Origin of the sequence: Piscinibacter gummiphilus (assembly GCF_002116905.1) — a bacterium.
Classification (GTDB): domain Bacteria; phylum Pseudomonadota; class Gammaproteobacteria; order Burkholderiales; family Burkholderiaceae_C; genus Rhizobacter; species Rhizobacter gummiphilus.
This window is the reverse complement of the sequence record NZ_CP015118.1, coordinates 5355426-5372459: the sequence shown is the minus strand read 5'-3', so window position 1 is coordinate 5372459 and position 17034 is coordinate 5355426. Positions and strand designations below refer to the sequence as shown.

Below are 17034 nucleotides of genomic sequence, written 5' to 3'. Positions count from 1 at the left end.
GGGAGGCGGTCAGACTCCCCACAGTGCTGCACAATTTTTTGGCACCGGCCCGGAACGCGTGCTAGAATGTCCGGCTCTGCGTTTCCAAGCAGGGCGGTACCGTGGGCGTCCGGGCGAAAGCCGGGGTGACCAGGGACCGATTCATTGAAAGGCTGATATGTACGCGCTCATCAAAACCGGTGGCAAGCAATACAAGGTTGCTGCCGGCGAAAAAATTAAAGTCGAACAGATTGCTGCGGACGTTGGCCAAGAGATCACGATCGACCAGGTGCTGGCAGTGGGTGCCGGCGCAGACCTGAAGGTCGGGACTCCCTTGGTTGCCGGCGCAACGGTGGTGGCGAAGGTGGTGGCCCATGGCCGTCACGACAAGGTCCGCATCTTCAAGATGCGCCGCCGCAAGCACTACCAGAAGCGGCAAGGTCACCGTCAGAACTTCACCGAGCTGGAAATCAGCACCGTGAACGCCTGACCTTCGGCAACCTGAATCCGATTCTCCAGGAGTTAAAGCACCATGGCACAGAAAAAGGGCGGCGGTTCCACACGGAACGGCCGCGACTCTCAACCGAAGATGCTGGGCGTGAAAGCGTTCGGCGGGCAAGTCATCTCGGCCGGTTCGATCATCGTCCGCCAGCGTGGCACCCAGTTCCACCCCGGCGTGAACGTCGGCATCGGCAAGGACCACACGCTGTTCGCGCTCACCGACGGTACCGTCGAGTTCGCGGTCAAGGGTTCGGCCAACCGCCGCACCGTCAGCATCAAGGCCTGAAGAAGCCGGAGCTGCACCGCAGCTTCGCTTCCCGCCTGATCGAACGAAGCCCCGGTCCGCCGGGGCTTTGTTTTTTCGGCCGAGGAATCAGGACCGGGCCGGTCGCTTACCATTCGCGACCGAGTCCCTCAAATCGAACGGATGCCCTGGGTGTCCGTCAGGACACACCATGAAATTCGTTGACGAAGCCACCATCGATGTCGTGGCAGGCGACGGCGGCAACGGCTGCATGAGCTTCCGCCGCGAGAAGTTCCTCCCGTTCGGCGGCCCGAACGGGGGCGACGGCGGCAAGGGCGGCAGCGTGTACGCCATGGGCGACCGCAACCTCAACACCCTGATCGACTACCGCTACGCCCGCCGCCACGAGGCACGCCGCGGCGAGAACGGCCGTGGCTCCGACCAGTTCGGCGCCGCCGCGGAAGACATCGTGCTGCGCATGCCGATGGGCACGATCATCACCGACGTCGAGACTGGCAACGTGATCGCCGAGCTGCTGGTGCCGGACGAGAAGATCCTGATCGCCAAGGGCGGTGACGGCGGCTTCGGCAACATGCACTTCAAGACGAGCACGAACCGCGCGCCGCGCCAGAAGACCCCCGGCTGGCCCGGCCAGGCCTTCAAGCTCAAGCTCGAGATGCGCGTGCTGGCCGACGTGGGCCTGCTGGGCATGCCCAACGCGGGCAAGTCGACGCTGATCGCGGCCATCTCGAATGCCCGCCCGAAGATCGCCGACTATCCCTTCACCACGCTGCACCCGAACCTGGGCGTGGTGCGCGTGCAGGCCGAGCAGAGCTTCGTCGTGGCCGACATTCCCGGCCTGATCGAGGGCGCGTCCGAAGGGGCCGGCCTCGGCCACCTCTTCCTGCGCCACCTGCAGCGCACGCACCTGCTGCTGCACCTCGTCGACATGGCCCCGTTCGACGAAAGCATCGACCCGGTCGCCCAGGCGAAGGCCATCGTGGCCGAACTGAAGAAGTACGACGACGAGCTCTACGAGAAGCCGCGCTGGCTCGTGCTGAACAAGCTCGACATGGTGCCGGAGGACGAACGCGAGAAGCGCGTGAAGGACTTCGTCAAGCGCTTCAAGTGGAAGGGCCCGGTGTTCCAGATCTCCGCGCTGACGCGCGAGGGCTGCGAAGGCCTCGTGCACGCGATCTACGAACACGTGTCGAAGCTGAAGAACGTGGTGCCGGACGATCCGGACCCCCGTTTCGACAAGGCCGAAGCCCAACAGCCCTCGTCGTCTCATGAGTGACGTGCTCAAGAACGCACGACGCATCGTCGTGAAGGTGGGTTCGAGCCTCGTGACCAACGAGGGTCGCGGCATCGACGCCGAGGCCGTGGGCAACTGGTGCCGCCAGATGGCGGCGCTGGCCGCCGAGGGCCGGGAGGTGGTGATGGTGTCGAGCGGTGCCATCGCCGAGGGCATGAAGCGCCTCGGGTGGCGCACGCGCCCGAAGGAGATCCACGAGCTGCAGGCCGCCGCCGCGGTGGGCCAGATGGGCCTCGCGCAGATCTACGAAACGCAGCTGCGCGCGTACGGCATGGGCAGCGCCCAGGTGCTGCTCACGCACGCCGACCTCGCCGACCGCGAGCGCTACCTCAACGCCCGCTCGACGCTGCTGGCGCTGCTGCGCCTGAACGTGGTGCCGGTCATCAACGAGAACGACACCGTCGTCACCGACGAGATCAAGTTCGGCGACAACGACACGCTCGGCGCGCTCGTGGCGAACCTGATCGAGGCCGACGCCCTCGTCATCCTCACCGACCAGCGCGGCCTGTACTCGGCCGACCCGCGCAAGAACCCCGACGCGAAGTTCATCGACGTGGCCGAGGCCGGCACGCCCGAGCTCGAGCAGATGGCCGGCGGCGTGGGCTCGGCCATCGGCAGCGGCGGAATGATCACGAAGATCCTCGCCGCCAAGCGCGCCGCGCGCAGCGGTGCCTCCACGGTGATCGCCTGGGGCCGCGAGACCGACGTGCTGCTGCGGCTGGCTGCAGGCGAGGCCATCGGCACGGCGCTCACCGCCAGCACGGCGAAGATGGCCGCCCGCAAGCAGTGGATGGCCGACCACCTGAAGATGCGCGGCGCCGTGGTGGTGGACGATGGCGCGGTGTCGAAGCTGCGCGACGACGGCAAGAGCCTGCTGCCCATCGGCATGGTCGAGGTGATCGGCGAGTTCGTGCGGGGCGACGTGATCGCCGTGCGCAACGGTGCCGGCGTCGAGATCGCCCGGGGCCTCGCGAACTACTCCGCCGCGGAAGCGCGTCTCATCGCACGCAAGCCCTCGTCGGAGTTCGAGCGCCTGCTCGGCTTCACGCTCGAGCACGAGATGATCCACCGGGACAACCTGATCCTCAGCTGAGGACCAGGCCGGTCCCGGGCCGGGTCAGGTCTCGGGATCCTTGGGCGCCGGCGCCTGCGCGTTGTCGGCCTCGTCGGGCTCCACCGGCCCGGCGTGCAGTGGCGGCGGCGCCTGTTCTTCGTGCCGGTCGTCGTGCCGGTCGTCGTGCCCTTCGTCGCGGTGGTGCGTGCGCATGCCCGACCGCAGGTAGCGGTTGTGGTGGTTGCTGCGCGGCAGGAAGCGCGCGAGTTCGGTGAGGGCCATCTGGTAGACCTCGCGCTTGAACTCGATGACCCACTCGAGCGGCACCCAGTACTCGTTCCAGCGCCAGGCGTCGAACTCGGGGTGGTCGCTGGCGCGCAGGTTCATGTCGCTGTCGCGGCCCACGAGCTGCAACAGGAACCAGATCTGCTTCTGGCCGCGGTAGTGACCCCGGGCGTCGCGGCGGATGAAGTGGTCGGGCACCTCGTACCGCAGCCAGTCGCGCGTGCGCGCCACGATGCGGACGTGGTCGGGCAAGAGCCCCACCTCCTCGTGGAGCTCGCGGAACATCGCCTGCTCGGGCGTCTCGCCGTACTTGATGCCCCCCTGCGGGAACTGCCAGGAGTGGGTGCGGATGCGCTTGCCCCAGAACACTTGGTTACGGGGGTTGAGCAGGATGATGCCGACGTTGGGTCTGAACCCATCCCTGTCGAGCATAATCAACCTCGAAATCTCTAGTTGAAATCATTATTGCACCGGGATGACGGGAATCAACCCCGCAGAATCCCGCTCCGATTCTCCGCCGTTCCCCCCCGCTGATCCTCCGCCCTCACCGCCCAACTGCTGCCCATGAAAGCGTCCCAGTTTTTCATCTCCACCCTGAAGGAAGCCCCTGCCGAGGCCGAGGTCGTCAGCCAGAAGCTGATGATGCGCGCCGGGTACATCAAGCGCCTCGGGGCGGGCATCTACACCTACATGCCGATCGGGCTTCGGGTGATCCGCAAGGTCGAGAACGTGATCCGCGAGGAGATGGTGCGTGCCGGTGCCGTCGAGCTGCTGATGCCCGTGGTGCAGCCCGCCGAGCTGTGGCAGGAGTCCGGCCGCTGGGACAAGATGGGCCCGGAGATGCTGCGCGTCAAGGACCGCCATGACCGCGACTTCATCCTGCAGCCCACCAGCGAAGAGGTCATCACCGACATCGCCCGCCAGGAGCTGCGCAGCTACCGCCAGCTGCCGCGCAACTTCTTCCACATCCAGACGAAGTTCCGCGACGAGCGCCGTCCGCGTTTCGGCGTGATGCGCGGCCGCGAGTTCACGATGAAGGACGCGTACTCCTTCGACCGCAACGCCGAGGCCGCGGTGAAGAGCTACGAGGCCATGTACGCCGCGTACTGCCGCATCTTCGAGCGCCTGGGCCTGACCTACCGTGCGGTGGCCGCCGACACGGGCGCCATCGGTGGCGCGCTGTCGCACGAGTTCCAGGTCATCGCCGACACCGGTGAAGACGCGCTCGTGTACTGCCCCACGTCCGACTACGCCGCCAACATCGAGCTGGCCGAGGCGCTGCCGCTGATCGCCACGCGCGGCGCGGCCACGCAGGCCCTCGTGAAGACGCCCACGCCGGGCAAGAGCACGTGCGCCGACGTGGCGCAGCTGCTGTCGATCCCGCTGGAGCGCACGGTGAAGTCGCTGGTGCTGGCCACCGACGAGAAGACCGAGGCGGGCGATGTCACGAAGACCACGGTGTGGCTGCTGCTCGTGCGCGGCGACCACGACCTGAACGAGGTCAAGGCGAACAAGGTGCCGGGCCTGAACCAGGGCTTCCGCTTCGCCACCGTCGGCGAGATCGAGAGCCACTTCGGCACCAAGCCGGGTTACCTCGGCCCCGTGGGGCTGAAGCAGCCGGTGAAGATCGTGGCCGACCGCACCGTGGCGAACATGAGCGACTTCGTCGTCGGCGCCAACGAGGTCGATTTCCACATCACCGGCGTGAACTGGGGCCGCGACCTGCCCGAACCCGACCTCGTCGCCGACCTGCGCAACGTCGTCGAGGGCGACCCGTCGCCGGACGGCAAGGGCGTGCTCGCGATCCAGCGCGGCATCGAGGTGGGCCACGTGTTCAACCTCGGCACCGTGTACTCGAAGCCGCTGAACGCCACGTACCTCGACGAGAACGGCAAGCCGCAGCTGATGGAGATGGGCTGCTACGGCATCGGCGTCACGCGCATCCTGGGCGCGGCCATCGAGCAGAACAACGACGAGCGTGGCATCATCTGGCCGGCGGCCATGGCACCGTTCGAGCTCGTGCTGTGCCCCATCGGCTACGACCGCTCGGCCGACGTGCAGGCCGCCGCCGACAAGCTGTACGGCGAACTGCAGGCCCTGGGCGTGGACGTGATCCTCGACAACCGGGGCGAACGCCCGGGTGCGATGTTTGCCGACTGGGAGCTCGTGGGTGTGCCGCACCGCGTGGTGCTGGGCGACCGCGGCCTGAAGGACGGCCAGGTCGAGTACCAGGGCCGCCGCGACGCGCAGGCCGAGTCCGTGCCGCTCGCCGGCATCGTGGACTTCGTGAAGGCCAAGCTCGGACGATGAGCCCGGTGAGTCCCGCCGCCTCGGGTCTCACGAGGCGGCAGCTGGCGCTGGCGGCCCTCGCGGCCCCGTCGCTGTCCCTCGCGCCCGGCGTGGCGCTCGCCGGCCGCCAGGCCGAGGAACCGCTCGCCGACGCGGTGCGTTCGGTGCTGTCGGCTGCCATCGCGAACAACGCGCCCCCGAAGCCCACCTTCGACAACGTCGAGGCGCGCATCGCGTACCTGCGCTGGCTGGGCGAGATGAGCAACCGGCTCAAGCGCCGCAAGGCCGAGCACGTCACGCGGGTGGAGTTCCTCGAGACGGTCTACTACGAGACCAAGCGCGCGGGCCTCGACACCGCGTTGTTCCTCGGCCTGATCCAGGTCGAGAGCGGCTTCCGCAAGTACGCCATCAGCATCGCGGGCGCCCGCGGGTACACCCAGGTGATGCCGTTCTGGGCGCGCCTGATCGGCGACGGTGAACCGGCCCGGCTGTTCCACATGCAGACCAACCTGCGCTTCGGTTGCGTGATCCTGCGGCACTACCTCGACCGGGAGCGCGGGGACATGTACATGGCGCTCGGGCGGTACAACGGCAGCCGGGGGAAGCCCGAGTACCCGAACCTGGTGTTCGGCGCCAAGAAGGCCTGGGACTACAACCCCGCGGCCTGAGTCAGAGCCCGTTCCAGGACTTCGGCGCCGCAGCCGACACCCCGAGCAGCGCCAGCACCCGCTCCACCGTGTCATCGACCATCTCGTCGATGGACTGCGGCCGGTGATAGAACGCCGGAAGCGGCGGAAACACCACGGCACCCATCTCGGTGACGGCCGTCATGTTGCGCAGGTGGGCGAGGTTGAAGGGGGTTTCGCGCACCATCATCACGAGGCGGCGGCGTTCCTTCAGCGTGACGTCGGCCGCGCGGCTCAGCAGGTTGTCGGACAGCCCGTGGGCCACCGAGGCCAGCGTCTTCATGGAGCAGGGCGCGATGACCATTGCATCCGTGGCGAACGAGCCGCTCGCGATGGCGGCGCCCACGTCGCCCGGGTTGTAGGCGGTGTGGGCCAGGGCCTCCAGCGCGCCGCGGTCGAGGCCCAGTTCGTGAAACACGTTGAGCACACCGGCCGGGCTCACGACGAGGTGGGATTCGGCGCCTGCGGCCCGCAGGCGTTCGAGCAGGCGCACGCCGTACACCGCCCCCGTCGCGCCGGTGATGCCGACCACCACCCGGGCGGGCCGGACCGGCGATTGCGTCATGGCCGCGTCAGGCCGTCTTGGTGCCCAGCACCTGCTGCAGCTCACCGGCCTCGTACATCTCCATCATGATGTCCGAGCCGCCGACGAACTCGCCGTCGACGTAGAGCTGGGGGATGGTGGGCCAGTTGGCGTAGTCCTTGATGCCCTGGCGCACTTCCGGGTCCTCGAGCACGTTGACCGTCTTGAGGTCGGACACGCCGCAGGCCTTGAGGATCTGCACCGCGCGGCCGGAGAAGCCGCACATCGGGAACTGGGCCGTGCCCTTCATGAAAAGCACCACGCGGTTGCCTTTGACGAGGCCGTCGATGCGTTGTTGAACGTCGCTCATGATCGGTGTCCGGCCGTGCCGGGTGAAACGTGTTGGAACCCGCAAGGATAAGGCATTGCCACGCCCGGCCGAGGCGGCCGCACGGATGCCCTTTTGCCGGGGATCAGAAGGAGTAGGTGAAACCGAGCTGCAGCACCGGCGACAGGCGCAGGTCGCGCACCATGTCGTCGAGGTTCTGCGACCCCGAGAAGACCTTGCCGATGCGGCCGATGTTGCCCGGGCTGAGGGACATCAGGCCGAGGTCGGCCGAGAAGCCCCAGTTGGCGCTCTTGCCGAACGCGCTGCCGGTGTTGGAGTAACCGATGCCGAAGTACGGCGTGGTGGTGTGTTCGGGGACGACGCTGCTGTTGTACGGGTCGGCGCTGTAGCTGCGGCGGTCGACGTTCAGCGGGCCGATGCTGGTGCTGGACACGCCCCACAGCGAGGAACGTTGGCCGAACACGACGCCGCTGGTGGCGCGCAGGCCGCCGAGGGTGAGCTGGCTCAGGGAGGGGCGCAGGTAGTAGTCGCCCATCAGGCTCAGGCTGCTGACCTTGAAGGCGGAGTCGTTGCCCAGGTAGTCGGCACGCAGGGGCGTGGCGGTGGTGGCGAAGGCCACCCGGCCTTGCAGGCGGCCCCAGCTGAGCTGGGACAGCGGCGCGGAGGCGCCTTGCGCGGTTGCGTTGGCCCCGAGGGTGTCGGCCTGCGCCCACGCGGCCGTGCCGGCGGAGGACAAGGTACAGAACGCAACGGTCAGCAAGGCTTTGCGCATGATGAACTCTTCAGAAGTCTTCTTGTGGAATCAGGGAACGGTGTCCGGGTAGGACCTCGGCCCCATGGAATGAATCCTACGCCGGAAGAATCCGGTTGTGTGTCACTGACTGCTTCCTTCGGCCATCCGGACGAGGGGGGCGGCCCGCTTGACGTGCGGATTTCCCGGAAAGCTCAGCCGGATGCGGCTTTGGCGCAACGCCCTCCGGTGCACCGGGCATTGCCGCCCAGGTCGTGGCGGGTGCTCACGTCGGTGAATCCCCGGCCCGCGAGCAACTGCGCCACGGCCGCGGCCTGGTCGTGCCCGTGTTCGAGCAGCAGCCAGCCCCCGGGTTCCAGGTGAGCGGGTGCGCCGTCGATGATCTCGCGCAGGGACCGCAGGCCGTCGCCCTCGGGGGTCAGTGCCAGGCGGGGCTCGTGGGCGAGGGCGGCGAGGTGGTGGTCGTTGCCGGCGATGTAGGGCGGGTTGCTGGCGACGACGTGGAAGCGGCGCCCGGCGAGCGGTGTCCACCACGGGCCGGCCAGGAACTCGACGTCGAGCGCCAGGCGCCGGGCGTTGCCCTGGGCCACGGCGAGGGCGTCCGGGCTGACGTCGGTGGCGGTGATGTGAGCGCCGGCCTCGCTGTGTTTCAGCGCCAGGGCGATGGCGCCGCTGCCGGTGCCCAGGTCCGCGACGCGCGCGGCCGGGAGCTCGCGGATCCGCTCCAGGGCCCAGGCCACCAGCGTCTCGGTGTCCGGCCGGGGCACCAGCACGGCGGGGGACACGTCCAGCAGCAGCCCGTGGAACTCCTTGCGGCCCACGAGGTAGGCGAACGGTTCGCCAGCGGCTCGGCGGCCCGCCCAGTCCTGGAAGCGGGCGAGGGCCGCGGGCGGCACGGCGTCGTCCCCGTGGGCGAACAGCCAGGTGCGCGACTGCCCGAGCACCTCGGCCAGCAGCAGCTGGGCGTCCAGCCGGTCGACCCCGGCCGCGGCGGCGGCGCGCAGGGCGGCGTCGACGGTCGTGGTCATGCCCCGCGCCCTTCCAGCTCGGCCAGTTGCTGCGCCGCCCGTTCCGCCTGCAACGCGGCCAACACGTCGTCGAGGTCGCCTTCCATGATGGCGCCGAGCTTGTAGAGCGTCAGGTTGATGCGGTGGTCGGTGAGCCGGCCCTGCGGGAAGTTGTAGGTGCGGATGCGGTCGCTGCGGTCGCCGCTGCCGATCAGGCCCTTGCGGGTGGCGGCCTCCTTCGCGGCCCGTTCGCTGCGGTCCTTCTCGCGCAGGCGGGCGGCCAGCACGGCCATGGCCTTCGCCTTGTTGCGGTGCTGGGAGCGGTCGTCCTGGCACTCGGCCACGATGCCGGTGGGCAGGTGGGTGATGCGGATCGCGCTGTCGGTCTTGTTGACGTGCTGGCCGCCGGCGCCGCTCGCCCGGAAGGTGTCGATGCGCAGGTCGGCCGGGTTCAGCTGCACCTCCTCGGCCTCGTCGGGCTCGGGCATCACGGCCACCGTGCAGGCGCTGGTGTGGATGCGGCCCTGCGTCTCGGTGACCGGCACGCGCTGCACGCGGTGGCCGCCCGACTCGAAGCGCAGCTTGGCGTAGACATCGTCGCCCTCGACCCGCACCACCGCCTCCTTGTAGCCGCCCAGGTCGGACGTGCTCTCGGACATCAGCTCGGTGCGCCACCCCTGGCGCTCCGCGTAGCGCAGGTACATGCGCAGCAGGTCCGCGGCGAACAGCGCCGATTCGTCGCCACCCGTGCCGGCGCGGATTTCCACGAAGGCGTTGCGCCCGTCGTCGGGGTCGCGCGGCAGCAGCGCCGTCTGCAGCGCCAGGTGCAGGCGTTCGAGGTCGGCCTCGGCGCCGGTGATCTCCTCGCGGGCCATCTCGGCGAAGTCGGGGTCGGCCAGCATCTCGCGCGCCGCGGCGAGGTCGCGTTCGCGCTGCTCGTACTGCCGGAACGTCGCCATCACGCCGCCCACCTCCGCGTGTTCGCGGGTGAGGCTGCGGAAGCGGTTCATGTCGCTGACGATGGACGGGTCGGCCAGCGTGGCGTCCAGTTCGTTCAGACGCAGGCCGAGGCGCTCGAATTGTTGGCGGAGGGACGGTTTCATGCGGAAGCTCCGGAGGCGGGAGGACACCGGCGCCGTGCCGTGCGGGAGCACGGGGCGCCGGGTGGGGCGGACGGAGCGCCGCTAACGGGAGTCGTCGGAGGGGTGGCCGGGAGCGCCGCGGAGGAACAGGCGCGAGACGGTCTGGGCGAGCTGCACCCGGTGTTCACCGTCGGCCGCATGCAACTCGGCGAGGGCGCCGTGCAGCATCTTCTGGGTGAGGCCGCGCGACATGGCGTCGAGCACGGCCTCGATGTCCTCGCCCTTGGCGAGCAGCTTGCGGGCGCGGGCGACCTCGCCGGCGCGCCAGCGGTCGGCCTGGGCGTTCAGGGCCTGGATCAGCGGCACGGTGCCGCGCTGGCCCAGCCAGTGCACGAAACTCTGCACGCCCGCGTCGATGATGGCTTCAGCCTGCTGCACGGCGGCCTGGCGCTTCTCGCCGGCGGTCTGCACCAGGGCCGACAGGTCGTCCACCGTGTAGAGGTACACGTCGGAGAGGCGGTTCACCTCCGGCTCGACGTCGCGCGGCACGGCCAGGTCGACCATGAAGATGGGGCGGTGCTTGCGGGCCTTCAGCGCCCGCTCGACGGCACCCAGGCCGATGATGGGCACGGAACTGGCCGTGCAGGAGATCACGATGTCGAACTCGCCCAGGCGGCCCGGCAGGTCGGCCAGGCGGATGGCCTCGGCGCCGAGGCGGGTGGCGAGCTTCTCGCCGCGCTCGAGCGTGCGGTTGGCCACGGCCATGCCGCGGGGCTGGCGGGCGGCGAAGTGCGTGGCCACCAGCTCGATCATCTCGCCGGCGCCGACGAACAGCACGCGGGTCTCGCGCAGGTCCTCGAACAGCTGGGAGGCCAGGCGCACGGAGGCGGCGGCCATGCTGATGGAGTGCGAGCCGATCTCGGTGGACGAGCGCACGTCCTTCGCGACCGCGAACGACCGCTGGAACATCTGGTGCAGCGTGGTGCCGAGCGTGCCGGCCGTGTCGGCCTCGCGCACGGCCTGCTTCATCTGGCCGAGGATCTGCGGTTCGCCCAGCACCATGGAATCGAGGCCGCTGGCCACCCGGAACGCGTGGCGGGCGGCGGCGCCGCCCTGCAGCACGTAGGCGTGGTCCATCAGCTGGTGCGGGGCCACGCCGCCGAAGCCGGCGAGCCAGTCGACCGCGGGCTGCACCAGGGCCGGTTCGGCCGCGCAGTACAGCTCGGTGCGGTTGCACGTGGACAACAGGGCGACCTCGGGCGCGCCCGGCACGGCCGTCAGCCGCTGGCGGAAGGCCTGCAGCGTGGGGGCCACCTGATCGAGCGAGAACGCGAACCGGCCGCGCAGGTCCAGCGGGGCGGTGTTGTGGTTCAGGCCGAGGGCGAAGACGCTCATGTCCGGGATTATAAAATCGACCGCAGTCGATCGCCCGGAGACCGACTAATTCCTTGGCGCACCCGCGCCGTACCCCCTGAGGACAAGCACCGCCATGGGCATGCTGGATGGACTGTGGCACCTGTTGAACTTCTTCGCGCCGGCGGTGGTGGTGGGGGCGGTGGCCGCCGCATTGACGAAGCTGTTCTGGCGGAACCAGCTGAAGTCCGTGCCTTTCACCCGACTCGCCGCCTGGGCGGTGGCCGCGGGTGCCCTGGCGCTGGTGGCCGGCCTCGTGCTGACCGGGCGCGACGGCAAGATGGCCACCTACGGCGCGCTGGTCGTGGCCAACGCCGTCAGCCTGTGGTGGGCGGCGTTCGGTCCGCGCCGAAGCTGATGTCGCCCACCTCCAGCCGGTCGCGGCCCGCTGCCTTGCCCCGGTAGAGCGCGGCGTCGGCCGCGGCCAGCAGGTCGTCCAACCGGGCACCGGGCCGCCATTCCGCCACGCCCACCGTGCAGGTGATCAGCAGGCCCTGCGCCGGGGCCGCGTCGCGGGCCAGCGCCTCGCGCAGCCGGCGGTCGATGGCCTTGGCCGCCACCGCGTCGGACTGGGGCAGCAGCACGCAGAACTCCTCCCCGCCGTACCGGCCCACCAGGTCGGGCTGGCGCACCGCCCCCTGCAGCGCCTGCGCGAACCGCACGAGGGCCGCGTCGCCGGCGGCGTGGCCGCGGGTGTCGTTCAGTTGCTTGAAGTGGTCGATGTCGAACATCATCACCGTGACCGGCTGCACGTGGCGCTCGGCCAGGCGCACGTGCACCTCGGCCGACGCCATCCACTGCCGACGGTTCATCACCCCGGTGAGGCCGTCCGTGGTGGCCAGCAGCTGCAGTTCACGTTCGGCCTCGTCGCGGTGCGCGAGCAGGAAGGCGAGGGTGCCGAGGGTCAGGTCGGCGTTGGTCAGCACGAGGCCCAGCGTGTTGATCCAGTGGCCGGCCTCGAAGCTCGGGTAGGCCTCGGGCGAGAAGGTCACCAGGAAGAACCGGCCCGTCACCATCACGCCGGACATCATCAGCGCGGTGGCCGCGAGCCAGCGCCAGCGGCCGTCGGTCTGCGGGCGCGCCCGGGGGCGGACGAGCACCCAGGCGATCCATCCGATCTGCAGGGCCAGCGCGGCGTTGGTCACCGCGATGCGGGCCTGGTAGTTCGAGAAAACGAGCCAGTGGACGGCCGTGGTGACCAGGGGCACGCCCCACAGCCACGGTTTCACCAGCGGTTCGCGCAGGTAGGTCTTCGCCGCGACGTAGACGAACGACATCGCGCCGGTGAGGCCGGCCACGCCCAGCGTGGCCATCTCGCGCGGCAGCACCCGGTAGGCCGCGATCAGCAGCGCCCAGGAGAGCGCCTGGATCATCAGCGACGCATTCCAGGCCCGGATGCCCGAGCGCGACCGCCACCGCACGTTGAACGACAACGCGATGCTCATCAGCAGCACGTTGACCATCAGCGAGAAGAAGAGGGTCCTGGCGTCGAGGTTCATGGCGTGAACCCCGGCCGGCGCGTCGGGAGGAACCCAGGGTCCCGGCCTTCGCCGGGATGACGCTTCATGGGGTCAGCCCGCAACCGTCTCGCTGACCTGGACCTCGGCGCGCAGCGAATGCGCGTACGCCTCGGTGATGGTGACGTCGATCATCTGGCCGACCAGGCGCGCGGGGCCCTTGAAGTTGACGATGCGGTTGCACTCGGTGCGCCCCATCAGCTCGCCGGCGTCGCGCCGCGACGGGCCTTCGACCAGCAGGCGGCGGGTGGAACCCACCATCGCGTGACTGATGCGCGAGACGTTCTCCTCGATGCGGGCCTGCAGCACCTGCAGGCGCGCGAGCTTCGTCTCGTGCGGCGTGTCGTCGTCGAGGGATGCCGCCGGCGTGCCGGGCCGCTTGCTGAAGATGAAGCTGAACGAGGCGTCGTAGCCCACGTCGTCGATGAGCTTCATCATCTTCGCGAAGTCGTCGTCGGTCTCGCCGGGGAAGCCCACGATGAAGTCGCTGGACATCGCGATGTCCGGCCGCACCGCGCGCAGCTTGCGGACGGTGCTCTTGTACTCGAGCGCCGTGTAGCCGCGCTTCATCGCCATCAGGATGCGGTCGCTGCCGTGCTGCACCGGCAGGTGCAGGTGGTTCACGAGCTGCGGCACCTTCGCGTACACGTCGATCAGGCGCTGCGTGAACTCGTTCGGGTGGCTCGTGGTGTAGCGGATGCGTTCGATGCCGGGGATCTCCGCCACGTACTCGATCAGCAGCGCGAAGTCGGCGATCTCGGCCGTGCCGCCCATGGCGCCGCGGTACGCGTTCACGTTCTGGCCCAGCAGCGTGATTTCCTTGACGCCCTGGTCGGCGAGGCCGGCCACCTCGACGAGCACGTCATCAAACGGGCGCGAGACCTCCTCGCCGCGGGTGTACGGCACCACGCAGTAGCTGCAGTACTTCGAGCAGCCTTCCATGATCGAGACGAAGGCGCTGGCGCCTTCCACACGCGCCGGTGGCAGGTGGTCGAACTTCTCGATCTCGGGGAAGCTGATGTCGACCTGCGGGCGGCGCTGCACCTGGCGGCGGGCCAGCAACTCGGGCAGGCGGTGCAGCGTCTGCGGGCCGAACACCACGTCGACGTACGGCGCGCGTTCGATGATGGCGGCGCCTTCCTGGCTCGCCACGCAGCCGCCGACGCCGATCATCACGCCCTTGGCCTTCAGGTGCTTGACGCGGCCGAGGTCGCTGAACACCTTCTCCTGCGCCTTCTCGCGCACCGAGCAGGTGTTGAAGAGGATCAGGTCGGCCTGCTCGGGGTCGTTCGTGGGCTCGTAGCCCTCGGCGGCGCGCATGACGTCGGACATCTTGTCCGAGTCGTACTCGTTCATCTGGCACCCGAAGGTCTTGATGAACACCTTCTTCATCGCCGCCTCGCTCACGGCTTCGTCCAGACCTGGGTCGCCGGGTCGAAGGACCACGCCTGCGCCTGCTCGAGGTTGGTGGGCCACGGGCGCACCTTGATCTCGTCGTCGGTGAGGATCCACACGTCGCGGAGGTAGCCGGAGGTGTCGTACGTGTAGTTGACGACGATCTTCAGGTCGACGAGTTCGCCCGACATCACGAGCATGTTGTTGGTGCCGCGGATGCGGGCGCCGGGCGCGAGCCGCGTGGCGTTGCCATTGAGCGCGACGACCGGCGGCGACCCGAAGACGAGGGTGCCGCGCAGGGCGTTCTGCGGAAAGGAGCGGGTCTGCGCCAGGGCCGGGACGGCGATGGCGGCCGAGGCCGCCAGGGCGATGAGACAGCGGTACATGGTATGCGTCCAGTGGCTGTGAAGGGGACGCGCCAGTGTAGCGGGCGGGCCCCGTCCGGCGGCGGGTGGCGCACCGGCCGGATCGGGCATCCCGGCACGTTCCCGCCGCGCGTGGATACGCCGTCGGCTCCGGGACGCGATCCCGGACAAACCCCGATTCCGATCACCGGTCCCGCTTGCGGATACTGAATGTACGAACCGGTACGTTTGCAAACCCGAAACCCCCGCAGGAGTTCCACATGCTGATGACCCGACCGATCGAGGCCCTGGCCTCGGGCTTCCGCGCCGCCGCCGGCGCATTGCTGCTCGCCGCGAGCCACGCCGCCCTGGCGATCGTGCCCACCCCCGTCGTGGTGGGCCCGGTGGCCGCCGACCTCGCGAGCGCGGACAGGAACTACACCTTCTTCGGCACCGACCTCGACCTGAAGGCCCGCGGCTACGTGGAGGAGGAGTTCTTCATGTCCGGCCAGGCCAACTCGTACGACGCCACCGTCGCGGGCGGCATCGGGGCTCGCGCCTCGGCCTCGCCCACGGCGAACGTCGTCACCACCGGCAACCCGTACACCACCCGCGTGATGGTGCGCCGCCCCGCCGAAGGCACCCGCTTCAGCGGCACCGTCGTGGTCGAGTGGATGAACGCGACGAGCAACTACGACGTCGAGGCGCTGTGGTTCCGCGCCCACGAGTTCTTCATGCGCGAGGGCCACGTGTGGATCGGCGTGACGGCCCAGAGCGGCCCCATCACGAACGCCACGCTGGGCCTCAAGCAGTTCAGCCCGGCGCGCTACGGCCAGCTCGACCTGACCGCCGCCGGCAAGTTCACGAGTGGCGACCCGCTCTCCTACGACGTCTACGGCCAGGCGCTGCAGGCCGTGCGGACGACCCCGATGCTCGGCCCCCTGAAGCCGCTGCTGAGGAAGGTGGTGGCCGCGGGGGTATCGCAGTCGGCCGGGCGGGTGTCGGTGTACCTGAACGCCATCATGACCCGCGACCTGCCGCTCGCCGACGCCGCGCTGCTCTACATCGGCGGCGAGATGGTCCGCACCGACCTCGCCATCCCGGTGATCAAGCTGCTCTCCGAGACCGAGTACGTCGCCCCGGCCTCGGCCAACGAGATCAGCGTGCTGCAGCCCGACTCGGACAAGATGCGCACGTGGACCATCGCCGGCGCCTCGCACTCCGACTGGGCCTCGAGTGCCGTGCGCTACTCGCTGCTGCGCCGCGACCAGCCCACCGCCGCGCTGCGCGACAGCTGCGACCTGCCGAGCCGCAGCCGCGTGCCCGACCGCCACGTCATCGCCGCCACGCTCGACTGGCTGCACCGCTGGAACGCGGCGGCCAACGTCGTGCCGCCCACCGGTCCCGCGGTGCCCCTCGGCGCGGACGGCAAGACGATCCAGCGCGACACCCGCGGCAACATGCTGGGCGGCATCCGCGTGGCCCCGTTCGCGGTGCCGGTCGCGGTCGACTCCGGCATCAACACCGGCGCCGGCACCTGCTTCCTGAACGGCAACCACGAGCCGTTCACCACGGACGTGCTGAAGGCGCTGTACCCGACGCGGGACGCGTACTTCACCGCCTTCAAGGCCGCCGTCGAGCAGAACGTCAAGGACGGCTTCGTGATGCAGGCCGACGCCGACGACATGCTCGCCGACGCGAAGGTCTCGATCACGGGCCTCGGCCTCGACTGCGGCCCGCTGTGCGCGAACAAGGCCCAGTTCCCGATCCAGCCGTCCACCGGCCTGCTGCGCGACCACGTCAAGTTCCTCTACATGACGGGCGCCGAGGACCTGCTGAAGTCGATCGACGCCGCGACGCTGTCGGTGGCCCGGGGCTACACCGCGGCGGGTGATGCGGCGAAGCAGAAGGCGCAGTGGTCGCAGGCGGCCAAGTGGCTGCAGAACTTCCAGTCGCAGGTCGAGGGTCAGAAGACCCAGTCCCGCGTGACCACGCAGCAGGCGGCGCTGCTGAAGGAGTATTCGGACATCCTCGTGACCGAACTGCAGACGCTGGGTGCCACGCCGGACACGGTGACGCTGGACCCGACCGCCGTGACCGACCTGTACGGCGCGCCGGCGGCCGCACCGGCCGAGGACAGTGGTGGCGGTTCGATCGGCCAGGGGCGCCTTGACCTGTTGCTCGGCCTGCTGTTGTCCGTGGCCGCCGCGGGGCTCGCGCTTCGCCGCCGCCGAACCGTGTGAACGTGGACACCGCGCCGTCCCCCCGGCGCGTGCGGTGTCCGCCCGGGGGCGGACTCG

At 69.5% G+C, this 17034-nt stretch carries 18 protein-coding genes; 8 read left to right on the top strand and 10 right to left on the bottom strand.

Annotated elements, in window-relative coordinates:
- The first annotated feature begins 157 nt into the window (after positions 1-157).
- The 4 genes from rplU to proB all read left to right on the top strand — a co-directional run bounded on the left by rplU (position 158) and on the right by proB (position 3132).
- On the top strand, positions 158-469 hold the full coding sequence (gene rplU, locus A4W93_RS24560; RefSeq protein WP_085753114.1) for a 50S ribosomal protein L21: 312 nt from the start codon (positions 158-160) through the stop codon (positions 467-469).
- 42 nt (positions 470-511) lie between these two features.
- Positions 512-766, top strand: coding sequence for a 50S ribosomal protein L27 (gene rpmA, locus A4W93_RS24555; protein ID WP_085753113.1), 255 nt, complete (start codon positions 512-514; stop codon positions 764-766).
- A gap of 169 nt (positions 767-935) precedes the next feature.
- Positions 936-2021, top strand: coding sequence for an Obg family GTPase CgtA (cgtA, locus tag A4W93_RS24550; RefSeq protein WP_085753112.1), 1086 nt, complete (start codon positions 936-938; stop codon positions 2019-2021).
- On the top strand, positions 2014-3132 hold the full coding sequence (proB, locus tag A4W93_RS24545) for a glutamate 5-kinase (RefSeq protein ID WP_085753111.1): 1119 nt from the start codon (positions 2014-2016) through the stop codon (positions 3130-3132). Before cgtA ends, proB begins: the two co-directional genes overlap by 8 nt.
- 24 nt (positions 3133-3156) lie before the next feature.
- On the opposite strand, the gene A4W93_RS24540 is transcribed toward proB, so the two are convergent.
- Entirely contained in the window at positions 3157-3810 is a 654-nt protein-coding gene (locus A4W93_RS24540; protein WP_085753110.1) for an RNA pyrophosphohydrolase, read from the bottom strand.
- A gap of 132 nt (positions 3811-3942) precedes the next feature.
- Between A4W93_RS24540 and A4W93_RS24535 the strand changes: the two genes are divergently transcribed.
- Together A4W93_RS24535 and A4W93_RS24530 are read left to right on the top strand one after the other, a co-directional pair.
- Complete coding sequence (locus A4W93_RS24535) at positions 3943-5688, top strand: proline--tRNA ligase (protein WP_085753109.1); 1746 nt, start codon at positions 3943-3945, stop codon at positions 5686-5688.
- Positions 5685-6335 (top strand): lytic transglycosylase domain-containing protein, encoded by a 651-nt coding sequence (locus A4W93_RS24530; protein WP_085753108.1) that lies wholly within the window; start codon positions 5685-5687, stop codon positions 6333-6335. Before A4W93_RS24535 ends, A4W93_RS24530 begins: the two co-directional genes overlap by 4 nt.
- Position 6336: 1 nt before the next feature.
- Here the strand turns inward: A4W93_RS24530 and A4W93_RS24525 are convergent, their stop codons facing one another.
- From A4W93_RS24525 to hemA, 6 genes are all read right to left on the bottom strand, one after another.
- Complete coding sequence (locus tag A4W93_RS24525; RefSeq protein ID WP_085753107.1) at positions 6337-6918, bottom strand: UbiX family flavin prenyltransferase; 582 nt, start codon at positions 6916-6918, stop codon at positions 6337-6339.
- A 7-nt stretch (positions 6919-6925) separates the two neighbouring features.
- A complete protein-coding gene (gene grxD, locus A4W93_RS24520) occupies positions 6926-7246 on the bottom strand; it encodes a Grx4 family monothiol glutaredoxin (protein WP_085753106.1) in 321 nt (106 codons plus the stop codon).
- Positions 7247-7349: 103 nt separating this feature from the next.
- A complete protein-coding gene (locus A4W93_RS24515) occupies positions 7350-7997 on the bottom strand; it encodes a hypothetical protein (protein WP_085753105.1) in 648 nt (215 codons plus the stop codon).
- Positions 7998-8170: 173 nt separating this feature from the next.
- Positions 8171-9004, bottom strand: a complete 834-nt coding sequence (prmC, locus tag A4W93_RS24510) for a peptide chain release factor N(5)-glutamine methyltransferase (protein WP_085753104.1) — start codon at positions 9002-9004, stop codon at positions 8171-8173.
- Positions 9001-10086, bottom strand: coding sequence for a peptide chain release factor 1 (gene prfA / locus A4W93_RS24505; protein WP_085753103.1), 1086 nt, complete (start codon positions 10084-10086; stop codon positions 9001-9003). Before prfA ends, prmC begins: the two co-directional genes overlap by 4 nt.
- Before the next feature lie 81 nt (positions 10087-10167).
- Positions 10168-11460: a glutamyl-tRNA reductase gene (gene hemA, locus A4W93_RS24500; RefSeq protein WP_085753102.1), complete on the bottom strand. Its 1293-nt coding sequence runs from the start codon at positions 11458-11460 to the stop codon at positions 10168-10170.
- 94 nt (positions 11461-11554) lie between these two features.
- On the opposite strand from hemA, the gene A4W93_RS24495 reads away from it, so the two are divergent.
- Positions 11555-11836, top strand: coding sequence for a hypothetical protein (locus tag A4W93_RS24495; RefSeq protein WP_085753101.1), 282 nt, complete (start codon positions 11555-11557; stop codon positions 11834-11836).
- Here A4W93_RS24495 and A4W93_RS24490 read toward each other — a convergent pair.
- The 3 genes from A4W93_RS24490 to A4W93_RS24480 all read right to left on the bottom strand — a co-directional run bounded on the left by A4W93_RS24490 (position 11796) and on the right by A4W93_RS24480 (position 14776).
- A complete protein-coding gene (locus tag A4W93_RS24490) occupies positions 11796-12977 on the bottom strand; it encodes a GGDEF domain-containing protein (protein ID WP_085753100.1) in 1182 nt (393 codons plus the stop codon). The two genes, A4W93_RS24495 and A4W93_RS24490, sit on opposite strands and share 41 nt — an antisense overlap.
- Positions 12978-13049: 72 nt before the next feature.
- Positions 13050-14387, bottom strand: coding sequence for a tRNA (N6-isopentenyl adenosine(37)-C2)-methylthiotransferase MiaB (miaB, locus tag A4W93_RS24485; protein ID WP_085754313.1), 1338 nt, complete (start codon positions 14385-14387; stop codon positions 13050-13052).
- An 11-nt stretch (positions 14388-14398) separates the two neighbouring features.
- The gene (locus A4W93_RS24480) at positions 14399-14776 is read right to left on the bottom strand and encodes a hypothetical protein (protein ID WP_085753099.1); all 378 of its coding nucleotides are present in this window, start codon (positions 14774-14776) and stop codon (positions 14399-14401) included.
- A 239-nt stretch (positions 14777-15015) separates the two neighbouring features.
- Between A4W93_RS24480 and A4W93_RS24475 the strand changes: the two genes are divergently transcribed.
- Positions 15016-16977, top strand: coding sequence for an alpha/beta hydrolase domain-containing protein (locus A4W93_RS24475; protein ID WP_085753098.1), 1962 nt, complete (start codon positions 15016-15018; stop codon positions 16975-16977).
- The last annotated feature ends 57 nt before the right edge of the window (positions 16978-17034 follow it).

Coding starts and splice junctions, on each gene's coding strand:
- miaB (WP_085754313.1), bottom strand. CDS start 14,387: ATGAAGAAGGTGTTCATCAAGACCTTCGGGTGCCAGATGAACGAGTAC.
- rpmA (WP_085753113.1), top strand. CDS start 512: ATGGCACAGAAAAAGGGCGGCGGTTCCACACGGAACGGCCGCGACTCT.
- prfA (WP_085753103.1), bottom strand. CDS start 10,086: ATGAAACCGTCCCTCCGCCAACAATTCGAGCGCCTCGGCCTGCGTCTG.
- hemA (WP_085753102.1), bottom strand. CDS start 11,460: ATGAGCGTCTTCGCCCTCGGCCTGAACCACAACACCGCCCCGCTGGAC.
- A4W93_RS24475 (WP_085753098.1), top strand. CDS start 15,016: ATGCTGATGACCCGACCGATCGAGGCCCTGGCCTCGGGCTTCCGCGCC.
- A4W93_RS24540 (WP_085753110.1), bottom strand. CDS start 3,810: ATGCTCGACAGGGATGGGTTCAGACCCAACGTCGGCATCATCCTGCTC.
- A4W93_RS24490 (WP_085753100.1), bottom strand. CDS start 12,977: ATGAACCTCGACGCCAGGACCCTCTTCTTCTCGCTGATGGTCAACGTG.
- A4W93_RS24525 (WP_085753107.1), bottom strand. CDS start 6,918: ATGACGCAATCGCCGGTCCGGCCCGCCCGGGTGGTGGTCGGCATCACC.
- rplU (WP_085753114.1), top strand. CDS start 158: ATGTACGCGCTCATCAAAACCGGTGGCAAGCAATACAAGGTTGCTGCC.
- A4W93_RS24515 (WP_085753105.1), bottom strand. CDS start 7,997: ATGCGCAAAGCCTTGCTGACCGTTGCGTTCTGTACCTTGTCCTCCGCC.
- proB (WP_085753111.1), top strand. CDS start 2,014: ATGAGTGACGTGCTCAAGAACGCACGACGCATCGTCGTGAAGGTGGGT.
- A4W93_RS24480 (WP_085753099.1), bottom strand. CDS start 14,776: ATGTACCGCTGTCTCATCGCCCTGGCGGCCTCGGCCGCCATCGCCGTC.
- prmC (WP_085753104.1), bottom strand. CDS start 9,004: ATGACCACGACCGTCGACGCCGCCCTGCGCGCCGCCGCCGCGGCCGGG.
- A4W93_RS24530 (WP_085753108.1), top strand. CDS start 5,685: ATGAGCCCGGTGAGTCCCGCCGCCTCGGGTCTCACGAGGCGGCAGCTG.
- A4W93_RS24495 (WP_085753101.1), top strand. CDS start 11,555: ATGGGCATGCTGGATGGACTGTGGCACCTGTTGAACTTCTTCGCGCCG.
- grxD (WP_085753106.1), bottom strand. CDS start 7,246: ATGAGCGACGTTCAACAACGCATCGACGGCCTCGTCAAAGGCAACCGC.
- cgtA (WP_085753112.1), top strand. CDS start 936: ATGAAATTCGTTGACGAAGCCACCATCGATGTCGTGGCAGGCGACGGC.
- A4W93_RS24535 (WP_085753109.1), top strand. CDS start 3,943: ATGAAAGCGTCCCAGTTTTTCATCTCCACCCTGAAGGAAGCCCCTGCC.